This is a genomic window from uncultured Marinobacter sp., assembly GCF_913055835.1.
GTDB lineage: Bacteria > Pseudomonadota > Gammaproteobacteria > Pseudomonadales > Oleiphilaceae > Marinobacter.
This window is the reverse complement of sequence record NZ_CAJXKQ010000017.1, coordinates 63,121-79,195: the sequence shown is the minus strand read 5'-3', so window position 1 is coordinate 79,195 and position 16,075 is coordinate 63,121. Positions and strand designations below refer to the sequence as shown.

General features: G+C 58.5%; 14 protein-coding genes and 1 tRNA gene. 14 read left to right on the top strand and 1 reads right to left on the bottom strand.

Annotated features, from left to right (window positions below; all coding sequences use genetic code 11):
- Together carB and greA are read left to right on the top strand one after the other, a co-directional pair.
- The coding region (carB, locus tag QZ534_RS11065) for a carbamoyl-phosphate synthase large subunit (RefSeq protein WP_296934542.1) at positions 1 to 2,562 on the top strand (2,562 nt) is incomplete at its 5' end.
- Positions 2,563 to 2,566: 4 nt separating this feature from the next.
- Positions 2,567 to 3,046 carry a transcription elongation factor GreA gene (gene greA / locus QZ534_RS11060; RefSeq protein ID WP_082905172.1) on the top strand — a complete coding sequence of 160 codons (480 nt, stop codon included), beginning with the start codon at positions 2,567 to 2,569 and terminating at the stop codon, positions 3,044 to 3,046.
- A gap of 77 nt (positions 3,047 to 3,123) precedes the next feature.
- Here greA and yhbY read toward each other — a convergent pair whose 3' ends face one another.
- On the bottom strand, positions 3,124 to 3,435 hold the full coding sequence (gene yhbY / locus QZ534_RS11055) for a ribosome assembly RNA-binding protein YhbY (protein ID WP_069181917.1): 312 nt from the start codon (positions 3,433 to 3,435) through the stop codon (positions 3,124 to 3,126).
- Between the two features lie 386 nt (positions 3,436 to 3,821).
- Here yhbY and ftsH point away from each other — a divergent pair, with 386 nt between their 5' ends.
- From ftsH to rpsO, 12 genes are all read left to right on the top strand, one after another.
- On the top strand, positions 3,822 to 5,765 hold the full coding sequence (gene ftsH / locus QZ534_RS11050; protein ID WP_296934539.1) for an ATP-dependent zinc metalloprotease FtsH: 1,944 nt from the start codon (positions 3,822 to 3,824) through the stop codon (positions 5,763 to 5,765).
- A gap of 93 nt (positions 5,766 to 5,858) precedes the next feature.
- A complete protein-coding gene (gene folP, locus QZ534_RS11045) occupies positions 5,859 to 6,689 on the top strand; it encodes a dihydropteroate synthase (RefSeq protein ID WP_296934537.1) in 831 nt (276 codons plus the stop codon).
- Positions 6,689 to 8,032: a phosphoglucosamine mutase gene (gene glmM / locus QZ534_RS11040; RefSeq protein WP_296934535.1), complete on the top strand. Its 1,344-nt coding sequence runs from the start codon at positions 6,689 to 6,691 to the stop codon at positions 8,030 to 8,032. Before folP ends, glmM begins: the two co-directional genes overlap by 1 nt.
- A 75-nt stretch (positions 8,033 to 8,107) precedes the next feature.
- Positions 8,108 to 8,866, top strand: coding sequence for a triose-phosphate isomerase (gene tpiA, locus QZ534_RS11035; protein ID WP_296934533.1), 759 nt, complete (start codon positions 8,108 to 8,110; stop codon positions 8,864 to 8,866).
- Positions 8,867 to 8,890: 24 nt separating this feature from the next.
- A complete protein-coding gene (gene secG, locus QZ534_RS11030; protein ID WP_296934531.1) occupies positions 8,891 to 9,271 on the top strand; it encodes a preprotein translocase subunit SecG in 381 nt (126 codons plus the stop codon).
- A 7-nt stretch (positions 9,272 to 9,278) separates the two neighbouring features.
- Positions 9,279 to 9,363: transfer RNA gene (locus tag QZ534_RS11025), tRNA-Leu, on the top strand.
- 320 nt (positions 9,364 to 9,683) lie between these two features.
- The gene (gene rimP, locus QZ534_RS11020; RefSeq protein WP_064230003.1) at positions 9,684 to 10,145 is read left to right on the top strand and encodes a ribosome maturation factor RimP; all 462 of its coding nucleotides are present in this window, start codon (positions 9,684 to 9,686) and stop codon (positions 10,143 to 10,145) included.
- Between the two features lie 55 nt (positions 10,146 to 10,200).
- Positions 10,201 to 11,694 (top strand): transcription termination factor NusA, encoded by a 1,494-nt coding sequence (nusA, locus tag QZ534_RS11015; protein WP_296934529.1) that lies wholly within the window; start codon positions 10,201 to 10,203, stop codon positions 11,692 to 11,694.
- Positions 11,695 to 11,712: 18 nt separating this feature from the next.
- Positions 11,713 to 14,262, top strand: coding sequence for a translation initiation factor IF-2 (gene infB, locus QZ534_RS11010; RefSeq protein WP_296934527.1), 2,550 nt, complete (start codon positions 11,713 to 11,715; stop codon positions 14,260 to 14,262).
- Between the two features lie 25 nt (positions 14,263 to 14,287).
- A complete protein-coding gene (gene rbfA, locus QZ534_RS11005; protein ID WP_296934525.1) occupies positions 14,288 to 14,713 on the top strand; it encodes a 30S ribosome-binding factor RbfA in 426 nt (141 codons plus the stop codon).
- Positions 14,710 to 15,651, top strand: a complete 942-nt coding sequence (gene truB / locus QZ534_RS11000) for a tRNA pseudouridine(55) synthase TruB (protein WP_296934523.1) — start codon at positions 14,710 to 14,712, stop codon at positions 15,649 to 15,651. Before rbfA ends, truB begins: the two co-directional genes overlap by 4 nt.
- Positions 15,652 to 15,729: 78 nt before the next feature.
- A complete protein-coding gene (rpsO, locus tag QZ534_RS10995; RefSeq protein WP_008171539.1) occupies positions 15,730 to 15,999 on the top strand; it encodes a 30S ribosomal protein S15 in 270 nt (89 codons plus the stop codon).
- Positions 16,000 to 16,075: the final 76 nt, after the last annotated feature.

The window sequence follows — 16,075 nt, the reverse complement described above, 5'->3', positions numbered from 1 at the left end:
GTTGTCCGGGACAAGAACGACAACTGCATCATCGTCTGCGCCATCGAGAACTTCGACGCCATGGGCGTGCACACCGGTGATTCCATTACGGTGGCCCCCGCCCAGACCCTCACCGACAAGGAATACCAGATCATGCGGAACGCCTCGCTGGCGGTGCTGCGTGAGATTGGTGTGGAAACCGGCGGTTCCAACGTGCAGTTCGGTATCAATCCGGATACCGGCCGTATGGTGGTGATCGAAATGAACCCCCGGGTGTCGCGTTCCTCGGCGCTGGCGTCCAAGGCCACCGGTTTCCCGATCGCTAAGGTCGCAGCCAAGCTGGCCGTGGGGTACACCCTTGATGAGCTGCAGAACGAGATCACTGGCGGCGTCACCCCGGCCTCGTTCGAGCCGTCCATCGATTACGTGGTCACCAAGATTCCCCGGTTCACCTTCGAGAAATTCCCCCAGGCCGACGCCCGCCTGACCACTCAGATGAAGTCTGTCGGTGAGGTTATGGCCATTGGCCGGACCTTCCAGGAGTCGGTGCAAAAGGCATTGCGTGGCCTGGAAGTGGGTTCCGAAGGTTTTGACGAAAAGCTGGAAGAGCTGGACTCCGAGAACAGCCGCGAAACCCTGACCCGGGAGCTGAACGTACCCGGTGCCGAGCGAATCTGGTACATCGGCGATGCCTTCCGCGCCGGCATGACCGTGGACGAAGTGTTCCGCCACACCAAGGTAGACCCCTGGTACCTGGTGCAGATCGAGGACATCGTGCGCGAAGAGCAGGCTCTCAAGTCGGCCGGTAAGGCCGATATCGACAAGGCTACCCTGTTCCGACTCAAGCGCAAGGGCTTTTCCGACGCCCGCCTGGCCAAGCTGCTGGGCATTTCCGAAGTCAGCCTGCGCAAGCTGCGCCACGACCTGGGCATCCGCCCGGTGTACAAGCGCGTGGATACCTGTGCGGCGGAATTCGCCTCTGATACCGCGTACATGTATTCCACCTATGAGGAAGAGTGCGAGGCCGAGCCGAGCGATCGTGAGAAGATTGTGGTCATCGGTGGTGGCCCCAACCGCATTGGTCAGGGCATCGAATTCGACTACTGCTGTGTGCACGCGGCCCTGGCCATGCGTGAGGATGGCTACGAGACCATCATGATCAACTGCAACCCGGAGACCGTGTCGACCGATTACGACACCTCCGACCGGTTGTATTTTGAGCCGATCACCCTGGAAGACGTGCTGGAAATCATCAACGTCGAGAAGCCCAAGGGCGTAATCGTCCAGTACGGCGGTCAGACTCCGCTGAAGCTGGCGCGTGGCCTGGAAGCCGCCGGTGTGCCCATTATCGGCACCAGCCCGGACGCCATTGACCGCGCCGAAGACCGCGAGCGCTTCCAGCAGATGATCCAGCGCCTGGGTCTGAAGCAGCCGGAGAACGCCACCGTGCGCAGCCACGAGGAAGGTATCCTGGCGGCCCGGGAAATCGGTTACCCACTGGTGGTTCGCCCGTCCTACGTGCTGGGTGGCCGGGCCATGGAAATCGTCTACGACGAGGAAGAACTGGTGCGCTACATGCGCAACGCCGTACTGGTCTCTAACGACAGCCCGGTGCTGCTGGACCACTTCCTGAACGCCGCCATCGAGGTGGACATTGACGCCATCTCCGACGGTAAAGACGTGGTCATTGGCGGCATCATGCAGCACATCGAGCAGGCCGGCGTGCACTCCGGCGATTCCGCCTGTTCACTGCCACCGTACACCCTGAGTCAGCCGGTTCAGGACGAGATGCGCGATGCGGTCAAGAAAATGGCCATTGAACTGGATGTGGTGGGCCTGATGAACGTGCAGTTGGCCTGGCAGGATGGCGAGATCTACGTGATTGAGGTAAACCCGCGGGCGTCGCGTACCGTGCCGTTCGTGTCCAAGGCCATCGGCGTGTCCCTGGCCAAGGTTGCCGCCCGGGTCATGGCCGGCAAGACCCTGAAAGAACTGGGCTTCACCCAGGAAATCATTCCGCGCTACTACGCGGTGAAAGAGTCGGTGTTCCCGTTCAACAAGTTCCCGGCGGTGGATCCGATCCTGGGGCCGGAAATGAAGTCGACCGGTGAGGTCATGGGCCTGGGTGACAGCTTTGATGAGGCTTTTGCCAAGGCCGCGCTGGCGGTGGGCGAGCGTCTGCCCGCCAAAGGCACCGCCTTCATGTCCGTACGGGATGTGGACAAGCCCGGCGCCGCCAAGGTGGCGCGGGACCTGGTGGAAGCCGGGTTCAAGCTGATTGCCACCACCGGCACCGCCAAGGCCCTGAAAGAGGCCGGAATTGAGGTTGATCGGGTGAACAAGGTCCGTGAAGGACGTCCGCATATTGTGGATGCCATCAAGAACGGTCAGGTTCAGCTGATCATCAATACCACCGAAGGTCGCAAGGCTATTTCCGACTCGGCCCAGATTCGCCAGTCGGCATTGCAGACCAAGGTAACCTACACAACAACTCTGGCGGGTGGCGAAGCCTTCTGTCGGGCTATCAAGTTCGGGCCCGAGCGCACTGTACGCCGCCTCCAGGATCTTCACGCAGGAAAGTGAGACTATGGCTGACAGAGTACCGATGACAAAGGCGGGCGAGACCCGTCTCCGCGAGGAGCTTCAGAAGCTGAAGTCCGAGGACCGTCCGCGGGTTATTGCGGCGATTGCCGATGCCCGTGAACATGGCGACCTGAAAGAGAACGCCGAATATCACGCTGCCCGCGAGCAGCAGAGCTTTATCGAGGGCCGGATCCAGGAAATCGAGGGCAAGCTCTCCGCCGCTCAGGTTATTGATGTAACCACCATGGAGAACACCGGCAAGGTGATCTTCGGTACCACGGTGCATCTGCTGAACATGGACACCGACGAGCAGGTAACCTACAAGATCGTTGGTGAGGATGAGGCGGATATCAAGGCGGGTAAGCTGTCGATCTCCTCTCCCATTGCCCGGGCGCTGGTGGGCAAGAGCGAAGGCGATGTGGTTGCCATTCGCGTGCCTTCCGGTACCGTAGAATACGAGATCGAGCAGGTTGAATACGTCTGATCCGATCTGCAGGTAACAAAAAGCCGGCTCGGGTTTCCCCAGCCGGCTTTTTTGTTCCTGCTTCCCCTGGCGTCAGGTCAGTGCTTGTGGCGCAACAGGTTGGAAAGTTTGGGGTTGGGCTGCTTGGCCCGACGCAAAATAACGGCGATCTTTCCGATGGTCTGGACCAACTCGGCGCCGGAGGACTCGCACAGGGCCGTAATGGCTTCCTGCCTCGCTTCGCGGTCCTGGCTCGCCACCTTGATCTTGATCAGTTCGTGATCGTTCAGTGCACGCTCCAGCTCTTCCTGGAGTCCTTCGGACAGGCCTTTGTCGCCAACGATGATAACGGGCTTGAGGTTGTGGGCAATGGCCCGGTATTCCCGGCGCTGTTCCGGTGAAAGACTCATGATGTAATCTCTTTATTGATGCAATTAACAAAAGGTCAGCAGCGAATGTGCTGACTTGAACGTATAATTTGCGAATTGTAACAGATCGCACTGTGGTAAAAATGGCCGTTAACACGTATCGGAGCGGTCGACGCGGGTTGAAGGAACCAACTCGCGGGCGCTGGGTCAAAGTGTGCGAGGAAATGGGGCTGTATCCGGGGTTGCTGTTGTAATTTCAGATATGGCGCCCAATATGAGTGTAAGGGCAACTTTTAACCTGAATGGCCGTGTGCCTCTGTGGTCGATACGGATGGGCCGTTTCTGGTGGACGGGCGTACAATTGGTGTAAGGTGTCAGAAAAGGGTGCTTTGCGAAAGGTTAACCCTTCAATTCACAGGTGATGATCCTTGAACGATATGGCAAAAAATCTGGTTCTCTGGCTAATTATAGCCGCCGTGCTGCTGATGGTGTTTCAGAACTTCTCTCCCACCACCACCGGCCAACAAGTCAATTATTCCCAGTTTGTGGAGATGGTCCAGCAAGGCCAGGTCCGTCAGGTCACAATCGATGGATTGCAGGTTCAGGGTACCCGTGGTGACGGCTCCCAGTTCCAGACAATCCGTCCCCAGGTGTCTGACAATAAGCTGATGGACGATCTGCTCGCGAACAACGTTGAGGTCATCGGTAAGGAGCCTGAGCGCCAGAGCCTGTGGACACAGTTGCTGGTGGCTGCATTCCCCATACTGATCATCATCGCATTGTTTGTGTTCTTCATGCGCCAGATGCAGGGCGGCGGTGGCGGCAAAGGCCCCATGTCGTTCGGCAAGAGCAAGGCGCGCCTGATGAGTGAAGACCAGATCAAGACCACCTTTGCGGACGTGGCCGGTGTTGATGAGGCCAAGGAAGACGTTAAGGAGCTGGTGGACTTCCTCCGGGATCCCAGCAAGTTCCAGCGCCTCGGCGGCAGCATTCCCAAGGGCGTCCTGATGGTTGGTCAGCCGGGTACCGGTAAGACCCTGCTCGCCAAGGCCATCGCCGGCGAAGCCAAGGTGCCGTTCTTCTCCATCTCCGGTTCCGACTTTGTCGAAATGTTCGTGGGCGTGGGTGCTTCCCGGGTTCGTGACATGTTCGAGCAGGCCAAGAAGCAGAGCCCGTGCATCATCTTTATCGACGAGATTGATGCCGTTGGTCGCCATCGTGGCGCCGGCATGGGCGGTGGTCACGATGAGCGAGAGCAGACCCTGAACCAGTTGCTGGTTGAGATGGACGGTTTCGAAGGCAACGAAGGCGTTATTGTTATCGCCGCGACCAACCGTCCGGACGTTCTCGACCCTGCGCTGTTGCGCCCGGGCCGGTTTGACCGTCAGGTGGTCGTTGGTCTGCCCGACATTATTGGCCGGGAGCAGATCCTCAAGGTGCACATGAAGAAAGTGCCCCTGGCTGACGGTGTTGAGCCGGTTCTGATTGCACGCGGTACGCCAGGATTCTCCGGTGCGGATCTCGCCAACCTGGTAAACGAGGCAGCTCTGTTCGCGGCCCGTCGCAACCAGCGCCTGGTGTCCATGGAGGAGTTCGAGCTCGCCAAAGACAAGATCATGATGGGCGCCGAGCGCAAGTCCATGGTGATGAGCGAGAAGGAAAAGCGGAACACGGCTTACCATGAGTCTGGCCACGCGATTGTTGGCCGGCTGATGCCGGAGCACGACCCGGTGTATAAGGTCAGCATTATTCCCCGTGGCCGCGCTTTGGGTGTCACCATGTTCCTCCCCGAAGAGGACAAGTACAGCCACAGCAAGCGCTTCCTGATCAGCTCGATCTGCAGCCTCTTTGGTGGCCGTATTGCCGAAGAGCTGACGCTTGGCTTTGACGGTGTTACGACCGGTGCCTCAAACGACATTGAGCGTGCCACCAGCCTGGCGCGCAACATGGTGACCCGCTGGGGCCTGTCCGAGAAGCTTGGGCCTCTGCAGTACGATACCGACAGTGAAGAGCCTTTCCTCGGCCGGTCTGCGGGCCAGTCCCAGACTGTGTACTCGCCGGAGACGGCCCAGCGTATCGATGAGGAAGTGCGGAATATCATCGACAGCTGCTACGAGAAGGCCAAGCAGATCCTGATCGACAATCGGGAAAAGCTCGACCTGATGGCCGAAGCGCTGATGAAGTACGAAACCATCGACCGCTACCAGATTGACGACATCATGGAAGGGCGCGAGCCGCGTCCGCCAAAAGGTTGGGATGGTAGTGGTCCTACCGGAGGCGTGAAGGCCGATGAGCCCGAGGCGGCACCCGAGCCGAAGGCATCTGATGATGGTCGTCACCCCGGTGTTGGTCGACCGGCCGGAGAGCACTGACGGCTAGCGACCTCTGGTCAAACATACGGTAGCTCCCTGCGCCGCCCGGATTCCGGGCGGCGTTTGTTTTTGTTATTGAAAAAAAGGTTTGCCATGAAAATGAATTTTGCCGGGCGGGAACTGGATATGTCTTGCTGCCACGTGATGGGAATCCTGAATGTAACGCCGGATTCGTTTTCCGATGGCGGCCAATTTGACCGGCCGGATGCAGCCCTCGCCCGGGCCAGACAGATGGTTGCCGATGGTGCCACCTTTATCGACATCGGTGGCGAATCCACCAGACCGGGTGCAACCCCGGTGTCTGTCCAGGAGGAGCTTGACCGGGTTTGTCCGGTGGTGGAGGCTGCCGCCCGGGAGCTGGATGTAGTGATTTCGGTAGACACCAGTGCGCCGGAAGTCATGGCAGAGACGGCAAAGCTCGGCGCAGGGCTCATTAATGATGTCCGGGCGCTTCAGCGTGACGGCGCACCGGAAGTTGCAGCACAATCGGGTATCCCAGTGTGCATCATGCATATCCAGGGGGAACCGGACACCATGCAGGATCGGCCCGAGTACCGGAATGTGCGCCGGGAGGTCAGTGCTTTCCTGACCGAGCGTATCCGTATTGCCGAGCGCGCCGGTATTCGCCCGGACAACATTCTTCTCGATCCCGGTTTCGGATTTGGTAAAAGCCTGGAGCACAACCTGCAGTTACTGGCGTCCCTCGAGCAGATGCATATCCTCGGGCACCCCTTGCTGGTTGGCGTATCCAGGAAGTCCATGCTGGGCCACATCACAGGGCGGGAGGTTAATGAAAGGTTGCCTGCAAGCCTTGCGGCCGCGACAATAGCCGCCATGAAGGGTGCCAGCATTATTCGCGTGCACGATGTCAGGGAAACAGTAGACGCCGTCCGTGTGGCGGCGGCAGTGAAGGAGGCAGGTTAATGTCCGAGAGAAAGTACTTTGGAACGGACGGTATTCGCGGGCGCGTGGGTGAGTTTCCGATAACGCCGGAATTCATGCTCAAACTGGGTTGGGCTGCCGGTCAGGCTTTCAAGCGGGATGGCCAGCGCAACAGTGTGCTGATCGGCAAGGATACCCGGCTTTCCGGTTACATGTTCGAGTCTGCCCTTGAGGCCGGTCTGTCTGCTGCTGGTGTGGATGTAAAACTGCTTGGCCCGATGCCGACGCCTGCTATCGCCTACCTGACCCGCACCTTCCGGGCGTCGGCCGGTATCGTTATCAGTGCCTCCCATAACCCGCATCAGGATAACGGTATCAAGTTTTTCTCGGCCGCCGGTACCAAGCTTGATGACGCCCTGGAGGCAGAGATTGAGCGCTGGCTGGATAAGCCCATTGAAGTCTGCGGGCCAACCGAGCTGGGCAAGGCCTCCCGAGTGGACGATGCCCCCGGCCGGTATGTGGAATTCTGCAAGAGCACCGTTCCCAACGAATTTACCCTCGATGGCATGAACATCGTGCTGGATTGTGCTCATGGTGCCACCTACCACGTGGCGCCGAAGGTGTTTCGTGAGCTTGGCGCCAAAGTGTCGGTGATTGGCGCTGATCCGGATGGGCTTAACATCAATCTGAACGTCGGCTCCACGCATCTGGACGCCCTCAAGGCCGCAGTGGTCGAAAAAGGCGCTGACCTGGGCATTGCGTTCGATGGTGATGGCGACCGGGTTTTGATGGTGGACCGTGACGGCTCTGAAGTGGACGGCGATGAGCTGCTCTACGTGATTGCCTCCCAGCGGTTTGCGGAAGACCGCCTTAAAGGCGGCGTTGTGGGCACCCTGATGACCAACCTGGGCGTTGAACTCGCGTTGAATGAAATCGGGATCGACTTCGAGCGTGCCAAAGTCGGTGACCGCTATGTGATGGAGCGGCTGGTGGCCAACAACTGGGTGCTCGGTGGCGAGGGCTCTGGCCACATGGTTATCCGCGACTGCACCAGCACCGGGGACGGTATTGTTTCCGCCTTGCAGGTTCTGCTTTCTGTCTGGAAATCCGGCAAAACGCTTTCTGAGCTTCGTCAGGGTATGAGCAAGCTGCCCCAGAAAATGATCAATGTTCGGGTAGAGCAGCGATTTGATCCGTTCAGTCGTGACGATATCGTAGCCGCGGTTCGTAAATTCGAAACAGAGTTGGGCGGCTCCGGCCGAATTCTGCTCAGGGCCTCCGGAACCGAGCCGCTGATCAGGGTGATGGCGGAAGGCCAGGATGCCAACGAAATTTTGCGAGTGGTCGAGGAGTTGGCGAAAGTCGTGGAGAAATCCACCGCTTAATTTTGTGTTTTCAGGCGGTTGTCTGCCGGGAGGGAGTGCTGTATAGTTCGCCCTCCCTCACGTTCGGGAACTGTTATGCGTCGAAAGATCGTAGCCGGAAACTGGAAAATGAACGGGTCGAAAGACCTGGCACAAACGCTGGTAAGCGATGTGCGATCCCAGGCGGCCTCTCTTGATAATGGCGTCGAGGTTGTTATCATTCCTCCCGCAATTTATGTCGGAGACGTAGTCGCAAACGCAGGTGATCGCCTGTCTGTTGGCGTTCAGAACGTAGGGCAGTGGGCTTCCGGAGCCTACACCGGTGAGGTTTCTGCGGAAATGGCGCAGGATCAGGGCTGTCAGTATGCTCTGGTCGGGCACTCCGAGCGTCGTCAGCTCTTTGGTGAGTCAGACGATGTGGTCGCGGTAAAGGTTGGCCGCGTTATCGCAGCCGGGCTTCAAGCAGTGCTCTGTGTCGGTGAGACTCTGGAAGAGCGCGAGGCAGGTAAAGCCGAAGCGGTTGTCGCCTCCCAGGTTAAGGCCGGGCTGGCGAACGTTGCGAAGGATCAGTGGCAGCGCGTGATTGTTGCTTATGAGCCGGTCTGGGCGATTGGCACAGGCAAAACCGCTACAGCGCAAGATGCCCAGGCAATGCACGCGTCGCTTCGGCAGGTGCTTTCACAGATGAGTGCCCCGGCCGATGAGATATCCCTGCTTTACGGGGGCAGCGTAAAAGCGGATAATGCAGCCGCTCTTTTTGCCGAGCCGGATATTGACGGCGGTTTGATCGGCGGAGCGTCGCTGGTAGCAGAAGATTTTGTAAGTATTTGCCGGAGTGTTCCGGCGAATACCTGAATTTAAAGGTTCGCGAGAGTCGTTATGGATTGGGTAGAAACACTGGTAGTCGTTGTGCACGTGGTGATCGCGGTGGCGCTGGTGGGTCTGGTGCTGATCCAGCAGGGTAAAGGCGCTGACGCGGGTGCTGCCTTTGGTGGTGGTGCCTCCCAGACGGTTTTTGGTAGCCAGGGCAGCGGCAGTTTTCTGACCCGCTTTACGACCCTGCTCGCAGTGGTGTTTTTTGTAACAAGTTTCTCGCTGGCAATTTTTGCCAAGCAGCGTGCCGAAGTTGCAGGGGAAGCGGGTATTCCTGTCGTTCAGGAGTCCAGCAGTTCCGCCCCGGCGGATACCGCTGCTGATAATGGTGAAGCCGCAGCCAGCGAAACCGAGGGTGGGGAGTCTGATCTCCCTGAACTCGAGTAAGAATGTTGCCCGGGTGGTGAAACTGGTAGACACGCTATCTTGAGGGGGTAGTGGCGAAAGCCGTGCCGGTTCGAGTCCGGCCCCGGGCACCATATTAGAAGAAAAACGGCTTGGAGTTTCCAGGCCGTTTTTTTTGGTCAGTCCTTGACCAGTCTGCCTGGCGTCTCTATACTCCGGCGGATATTGGGACCTGCCGCGTGGTGCTGGCGGGTTTCTGGCAGGCCAGGTGTCTGTCAGCAGGAAGCGGTACACCGGTTTGTTTCCTGCGAGTTCTTGCAACAAAAGGCCCCATTGTTCGGGGCTTTTTGATTAAGGGGCCTGGCGCAAAGGGCCCTGGTGCATAAAAAGGGCTGATAAAACAGCCCTTTTTTTGTTTTTGGGGCCGGTAAATTGATAACGGAGAAGGCACAACTTGTCAGCCAAGCTTAAGCAACTGGAAGACATTCTTCAGCCCGTCGTGGAAGGTCTGGGGTATGAGTTCTGGGGCATTGAATTCCGCTCGCAGGGCCATCATTCCCTGTTGCGGGTGTTTATTGACGATGCCGAGAACGGCATCGGCATCGACGACTGCGAAAAAGTCAGTCGTCAGATCAGCGGTGTGATGGATGTGGAAGACCCCATCCAGACCGAATACACACTGGAGGTCTCATCCCCGGGGATGGATCGCCCGCTGTTTCGTCTTGAGCAATACGAGGCCTTTGTTGGTCACCAGGTTCAGATTCGTCTCCGGATGGCATTTGAGGGTCGTCGGAAGTTTCAGGGGCTGATCAAGGGCGTTGAAGGTGATGATGTGGTTGTGGTCGTTGATGATCACGAATACCTGCTGCCATTCGACAGCATCGAGAAAGCCCACATCGTGCCGGTATTTGAATGAACGATCTGAATGAAGTCCGTGGACGCACAGTTGATTTTAAGGGCAGGGCAATCCAATGAGTAAAGAGATCTTGCTGGTGGTTGAATCCGTCTCGAACGAGAAAGGTGTCGAGAAGGATGTGATTTTTGAGGCGATCGAGCTGGCACTGGCCACCGCTGCCAAAAAGCGCTTTGAAGACGAAGAGGCGGATATCCGTGTTTCAATCGACCGGAAAACCGGCGAATACGAAACCTTCCGCCGCTGGCTGGTGGTGGATAACGATGCTGTTCCTGCGCTGGGCACTGAGCTCACCCTGCAGGAAGCCGAGGAAATCGATCCGGCCCTGAAGCCAGGCGACATCCACGAAGAGAAGATTGAGTCTGAAGCCTTTGGTCGTATCGGCGCCCAGGCCGCCAAGCAGATTATCTTCCAGAAGGTTCGTGAGGCAGAGCGCACCAAGATCGTGGATAGCTACCGCGACCGCGTTGGTGAGCTGGTTTCCGGTACCGTCAAGAAAGTGACTCGGGATAATGTCATCGTTGACCTGGGTGCCAACGCCGAGGCCCTACTGCCCCGGGAATACCTGATTCCGCGCGAGACCTTCCGCATGGGTGACCGGGTGCGTTCCCTGCTGCTGGAGATCCGCACCGATCATCGCGGTCCCCAGTTGATTCTCAGCCGCACATCTCCGCAGATGCTGATCGAATTGTTCCGCATCGAGGTGCCGGAGATTGCTGAAGATCTGATCGAGATCCGTGGCGCTGCCCGGGATCCCGGTTCCCGCGCCAAGATTGCGGTGAAGACCAATGATCGCCGTATTGATCCCGTTGGCGCCTGTGTTGGTATGCGTGGCTCCCGTGTTCAGGCTGTGTCCAATGAGCTGGGCGGCGAGCGTGTTGATATCGTGTTGTGGGACGACAACCCGGCCCAGCTGGTGATCAATGCCATGGCGCCGGCAGAAGTGGCGTCCATCGTGATGGATGAAGACCGGCACACCATGGAAGTGGCTGTGGCAGAAGACAACCTGGCACAGGCTATTGGCCGCAACGGCCAGAACGTACGCCTGGCTACGGACCTGACCGGCTGGACCCTGAACGTGATGACCGAGGAAGAAGCCGGTGAGCGCCAGGAGCAGGAATACAGCCGGCTTGTCGAGCACTTCACTGGCAACCTGGACGTTGATGAAGAATTTGCCGGTGTGCTGATCGAGGAAGGGTTCACCTCTATTGAAGAGGTGGCCTATGTGCCAATGGAAGAAATGCTGGCAATCGAAGGCTTTGACGAAGAGACCGTCACCGAGCTGCGCCGTCGTGCCAAGGATGTCCTGCTCAACCAGGCCCTGGCAAGTGAAGAGGCGCTGGAAGGTGCCGAGCCGGCAGATGATCTTCTGGGAATGGACGGCATGGACCGTAGCCTGGCCTTCAAGCTGGCCGGTATGGGTGTGCGCACCATGGAAGATCTGGCAGAGCAGTCGGTTGGCGACCTGCTCGAGATTGAAGGTATGGATGAAGAGCGTGCCGGTCAGCTTATCATGACCGCACGTGCCCCCTGGTTTGAAGACCAGGCTTAATTCGGGAGGAGGACCAGTATGGCTGAAGTAACGGTAAAACAACTGGCCGAAGATGTAGGCGCTCCCGTGGATCGTTTGCTGAAGCAGATTGTGGAGGCTGGCCTGAAAGCCCGCTCCGAGAATGATTCTGTCTCCAGCGATGAGAAGCAGCAGTTGCTGGCCTATTTGAGAAAGACTCACGGTGAGGCCGATGCCGAGCCGCGCAAGATTACCCTGAAGCGTAAAACCACCACCACGCTCAAGGCCGGCAAGGCAAAGACCGTCAATGTTGAGGTTCGCAAGCGCCGTACCTACATCAAACGGGCTGAACTGCAGCCTGAGGCTGAAGCACCGAAACCTGAAGAGCCGGTAGCTGAGCAGCAGCCGGAGCAACCACCGGTGGAGGAAGCGCCAAAGGTAGCGGCCGAGCAGGCGCCGCAGCCGGAAGCAGAGAAGCCGGCCGAGACAGAGGCATCCGAGCAGCCGGAACAGGCAGAGGAGCCTGAGCCGAAGAAAGAGCCAGAGCCCGAACCCGAGCCGGTTCCCGCTCCGGAAGATATGCCGATGCCGCCGCCTGAGGGCGAGGGCAAGGATCGCAAGCCGAAGAAAAAGAAAGAAAAAGTTCGCGAGCGCGGCGACGAGATAGAAGAGGGCAAGCCGAAGAAGAAGCAGGCTGGCCATCGTGGTCCTCGCAGTCGTCCGGTGGAAGAGCCGATGGTTATCTCCGAGGATGAGGAAGAGACCACGCTGCGTAAACCGCTGCGTGCGAAAAAGAAACCCAAAGAGAAGCGTCATGGCTTCGAGAGGCCGACCAAACCAATGGTCAGAGAAGTAGAGATTCCAGAAACGATTTCTGTCGGTGACCTTGCCCAGCGTATGGCGGTGAAGTCGGCAGATGTCATCAAGACCCTGATGGGAATGGGCGTCATGGCCACCATCAACCAGGCACTGGACCAGGAAACGGCGGTTCTGGTGACCGAGGAACTGGGTCATAAAGCCAAGACTGTTAGCGAAGATGCATTCGAGGAAGAGGTTCTGAGTGAATTCTCCTTCGAGGGTGGCGAGAAAACCAAGCGTGCTCCGGTTGTGAGTGTGATGGGTCACGTTGACCACGGTAAGACCTCGCTACTCGACTACATCCGTCGTACCAAGGTGGCTTCTGGTGAATCCGGTGGTATTACCCAGCACATTGGTGCTTACCACGTAGAAACGGATCACGGCATGGTGTCCTTCCTGGATACCCCGGGCCACGCGGCCTTTACCGCTATGCGTGCCCGCGGTGCCCAGTGCACGGACATTGTCGTTCTGGTGGTTGCCGCCGATGATGGCGTGATGCCACAGACCAAGGAAGCCGTTCAGCACGCACGTTCCGCCGGTGTGCCGATTGTTGTTGCCATCAACAAGATGGACAAGGAAGAAGCCGATCCCGATCGCGTCAAGACCGAACTGGCCGGTATGGAAGTGATCCCGGAAGACTGGGGCGGTGATGTCCAGTTCGTACCGGTTTCGGCACACACCGGTGAAGGCATCGACGATCTGCTCGAAGCGCTGTTGCTCCAGGCAGAAGTGCTTGAGCTTGAGGCAGCAACCGATGCGCCTGCCAAGGGTGTGGTTGTTGAATCCAGCCTTGAGCGTGGTCGCGGTTCCGTAGCGACCGTGCTGGTTCAGAATGGTACCCTGCGCCAGGGCGACATGGTTGTGGCCGGTTCCTACTTCGGTAAGGTCCGTGCGATGACCGATGAAGCCGGCAAGCAGGTCAAGGAAGCCGGCCCGTCCATTCCGGTCGAGATCCTTGGTCTGAACGGTACACCGGATGCCGGTGACGAGTTCTTCGCCGTTGCCGACGAGAAAAAGGCCAAAGAGCTGGCCGAATTCCGTCAGACCCGGGAGCGGGAGCAGCGTCTCCAGCGCCAGCAGGCGGCCAAGCTTGAGAACCTGTTCGAGAACATGGGCAAGGACGAGGTTAAAACCCTCAATGTCGTGCTCAAGACCGACGTACGTGGTTCTCTGGAAGCCATCACCAAGGCCCTGCAGGACCTCGGGAACGAGGAAGTCCAGGTCAAGATTGTCTCGTCCGGTGTCGGTGGTATTGCCGAGACCGACGTCAGCCTGGCCATGGCCACCAACGCGGTTATCTTCGGCTTCAACGTGCGTGCCGACAGTGCTTCCAAGCGCCTGGTTGAGCAGGAAGGCCTGGATCTGCGCTACTACAGCATCATCTACAACCTGATTGATGATGTGAAAGCAGCCCTGACCGGCATGCTGGCACCGGAGTTCCGCGAAGACATCGTTGGTATCGCCGACGTTCGCGATGTGTTCCGCTCGCCGAAGTTTGGCCAGGTGGCCGGTTGTATGGTTACCGAGGGTACCGTTTACCGTAACAAGCCGATCCGGGTTCTGCGGGACAACGTGGTTATCTTTGAAGGCGAGCTGGAATCCCTGCGTCGCTTCAAGGACGACGTACCTGAAGTCCGTAACGGCATGGAATGCGGTATTGGCGTTAAGGGTTACGACGTAAAAGTCGGCGACCAGATCGAGGTCTTCGATCGTGTCCGGGTCGAGCGCAAGCTTGAGTCCACTGGCGCCTGATGCGCCCGATTTCGAAGGAAACCTGATGCCAAGAGAGTTCAGTCGTATTGATCGCATCGGCGATCAGATGCAACGGGAACTGGCCCAGCTCATCCAGCGGGAAGTCAAAGACCCGCGGGTGGGCATGGTCACGGTAAATGCGGTCAAGGTCAGTCGTGACCTTGGCTACGCCGATATCTATGTGTCCCTGCTATCCACCGAAGAACTGACGGAGGAGTCCGCGGAGGTCAAGGAATCGATCGCGGTGCTCAACAAGGCCTCCGGCTTTCTGCGCGGCCAGGTAGGTCGTGCGATGAAGCTGAGGGTTGTGCCCCAGTTGCGGTTCCACTTTGACACCCTGCAGGGCTACAGTCGCAAGATGGACAGCCTCATTCGCGAAGCGGTTGGCCAAAAGCCAGCCGTGGACCGCAATGAAGACGACGACCAGGACGATCCGGAGCGTAACGCTTGAGCCGCAGACGCAAAGGCCGTGACGTCAACGGTATTCTGGTCATCGACAAGCCGGCCGGAGTCACGTCCAACGGCATTCTGCAGCAGGTCAAGCGCCTGTTCGGGGCGGCCAAGGCCGGCCATACCGGCGCTCTTGACCCCCTGGCGACCGGCGTGCTGCCGCTGTGTTTTGGCGAGGCCACCAAGTTCTCCCAAATGATGCTGGACAGCGACAAGGCCTACATTGCTACCGCCCGGCTTGGCGTCCGGACAGAAACCGGAGACAGTGAAGGCGCTGTCGTTTCCGAGAAACCGGTACCGACCGGCCTCACCGCCGAAGTGCTGGAGCCGGTACTCGACGGTTTCCGGGGTGATATCCAGCAGGTTCCCTCCATGTATTCGGCGCTCAAGCACAAGGGGCGTCCGCTTTACGAATATGCCCGCGAGGGTATCGAGGTGGAACGGCCGGCCAGGCCGGTCACCATCTACGAATTGAAGCTCCTGGACATCCGCGAGAATGAGCTGGATATTGCGGTCAGCTGCACCAAGGGTACGTACATTCGCTCACTGGTTGAGGATATTGGCGAAGCCCTGGGCTGCGGCGCCCATGTGACTGCATTGCGCCGCACCATGGCGTCAGGGTTTACCCTCGCCAATGCCCATGCAGTAAGTGATCTCGAGGCGATGCGCGAACGGGGTGAGAGCCTCGATGGTCTCCTCGTGGCACCGGATGCCGCTCTGTCGATGTTCCCCGAGCACCGTCTGGCGGGGCAGGCGCTGGTATCGATCTTGAACGGACAACCGGTTAGAATAACGGGTCGAGCCTATGAAGGCTTCGTGCGCCTCTATGCAAGTGAGAGCGCTAACGAAAGCTTTGTGGGACTCGCAGAAGCATTCCCGGAAGGCGAGCAGACCAATCTGGTCCCCCGCCGACTGGTGAAGAGCAGCGGAAAGCGCTAGGCGCGCCGCTGTTTAGCCGGGCTGTAGAGATGCGCGGTTCGGCCGTATTCGAAAGCATCGCAAACAATGAGGTGAGTTATGGCACTTTCTGCCAACGAGAAAGCACAGATCGTTAAGGATTTTCAGCAAGGTGATGGCGATACCGGTTCCCCTGAAGTTCAGGTGGCACTGCTGAGCGCCAACATCAACAAGCTGCAGGATCACTTCAAGGCCAACAAGCAGGATCACCATTCCCGCCGCGGCCTGATCCGGATGGTTAACCAGCGTCGTAAGCTGCTGGACTACCTCAAGCGCAAGAACGCCGACCGTTACCTGGAGCTCATCCAGCGTCTGGGTCTGCGTCGCTGATCCGGGTCTTTACGACCTGAGGGTTGCCCCGGTTTTCCGGTGGCAGCCGTCAACCAGCAGGCCCTTCACCGGGCCT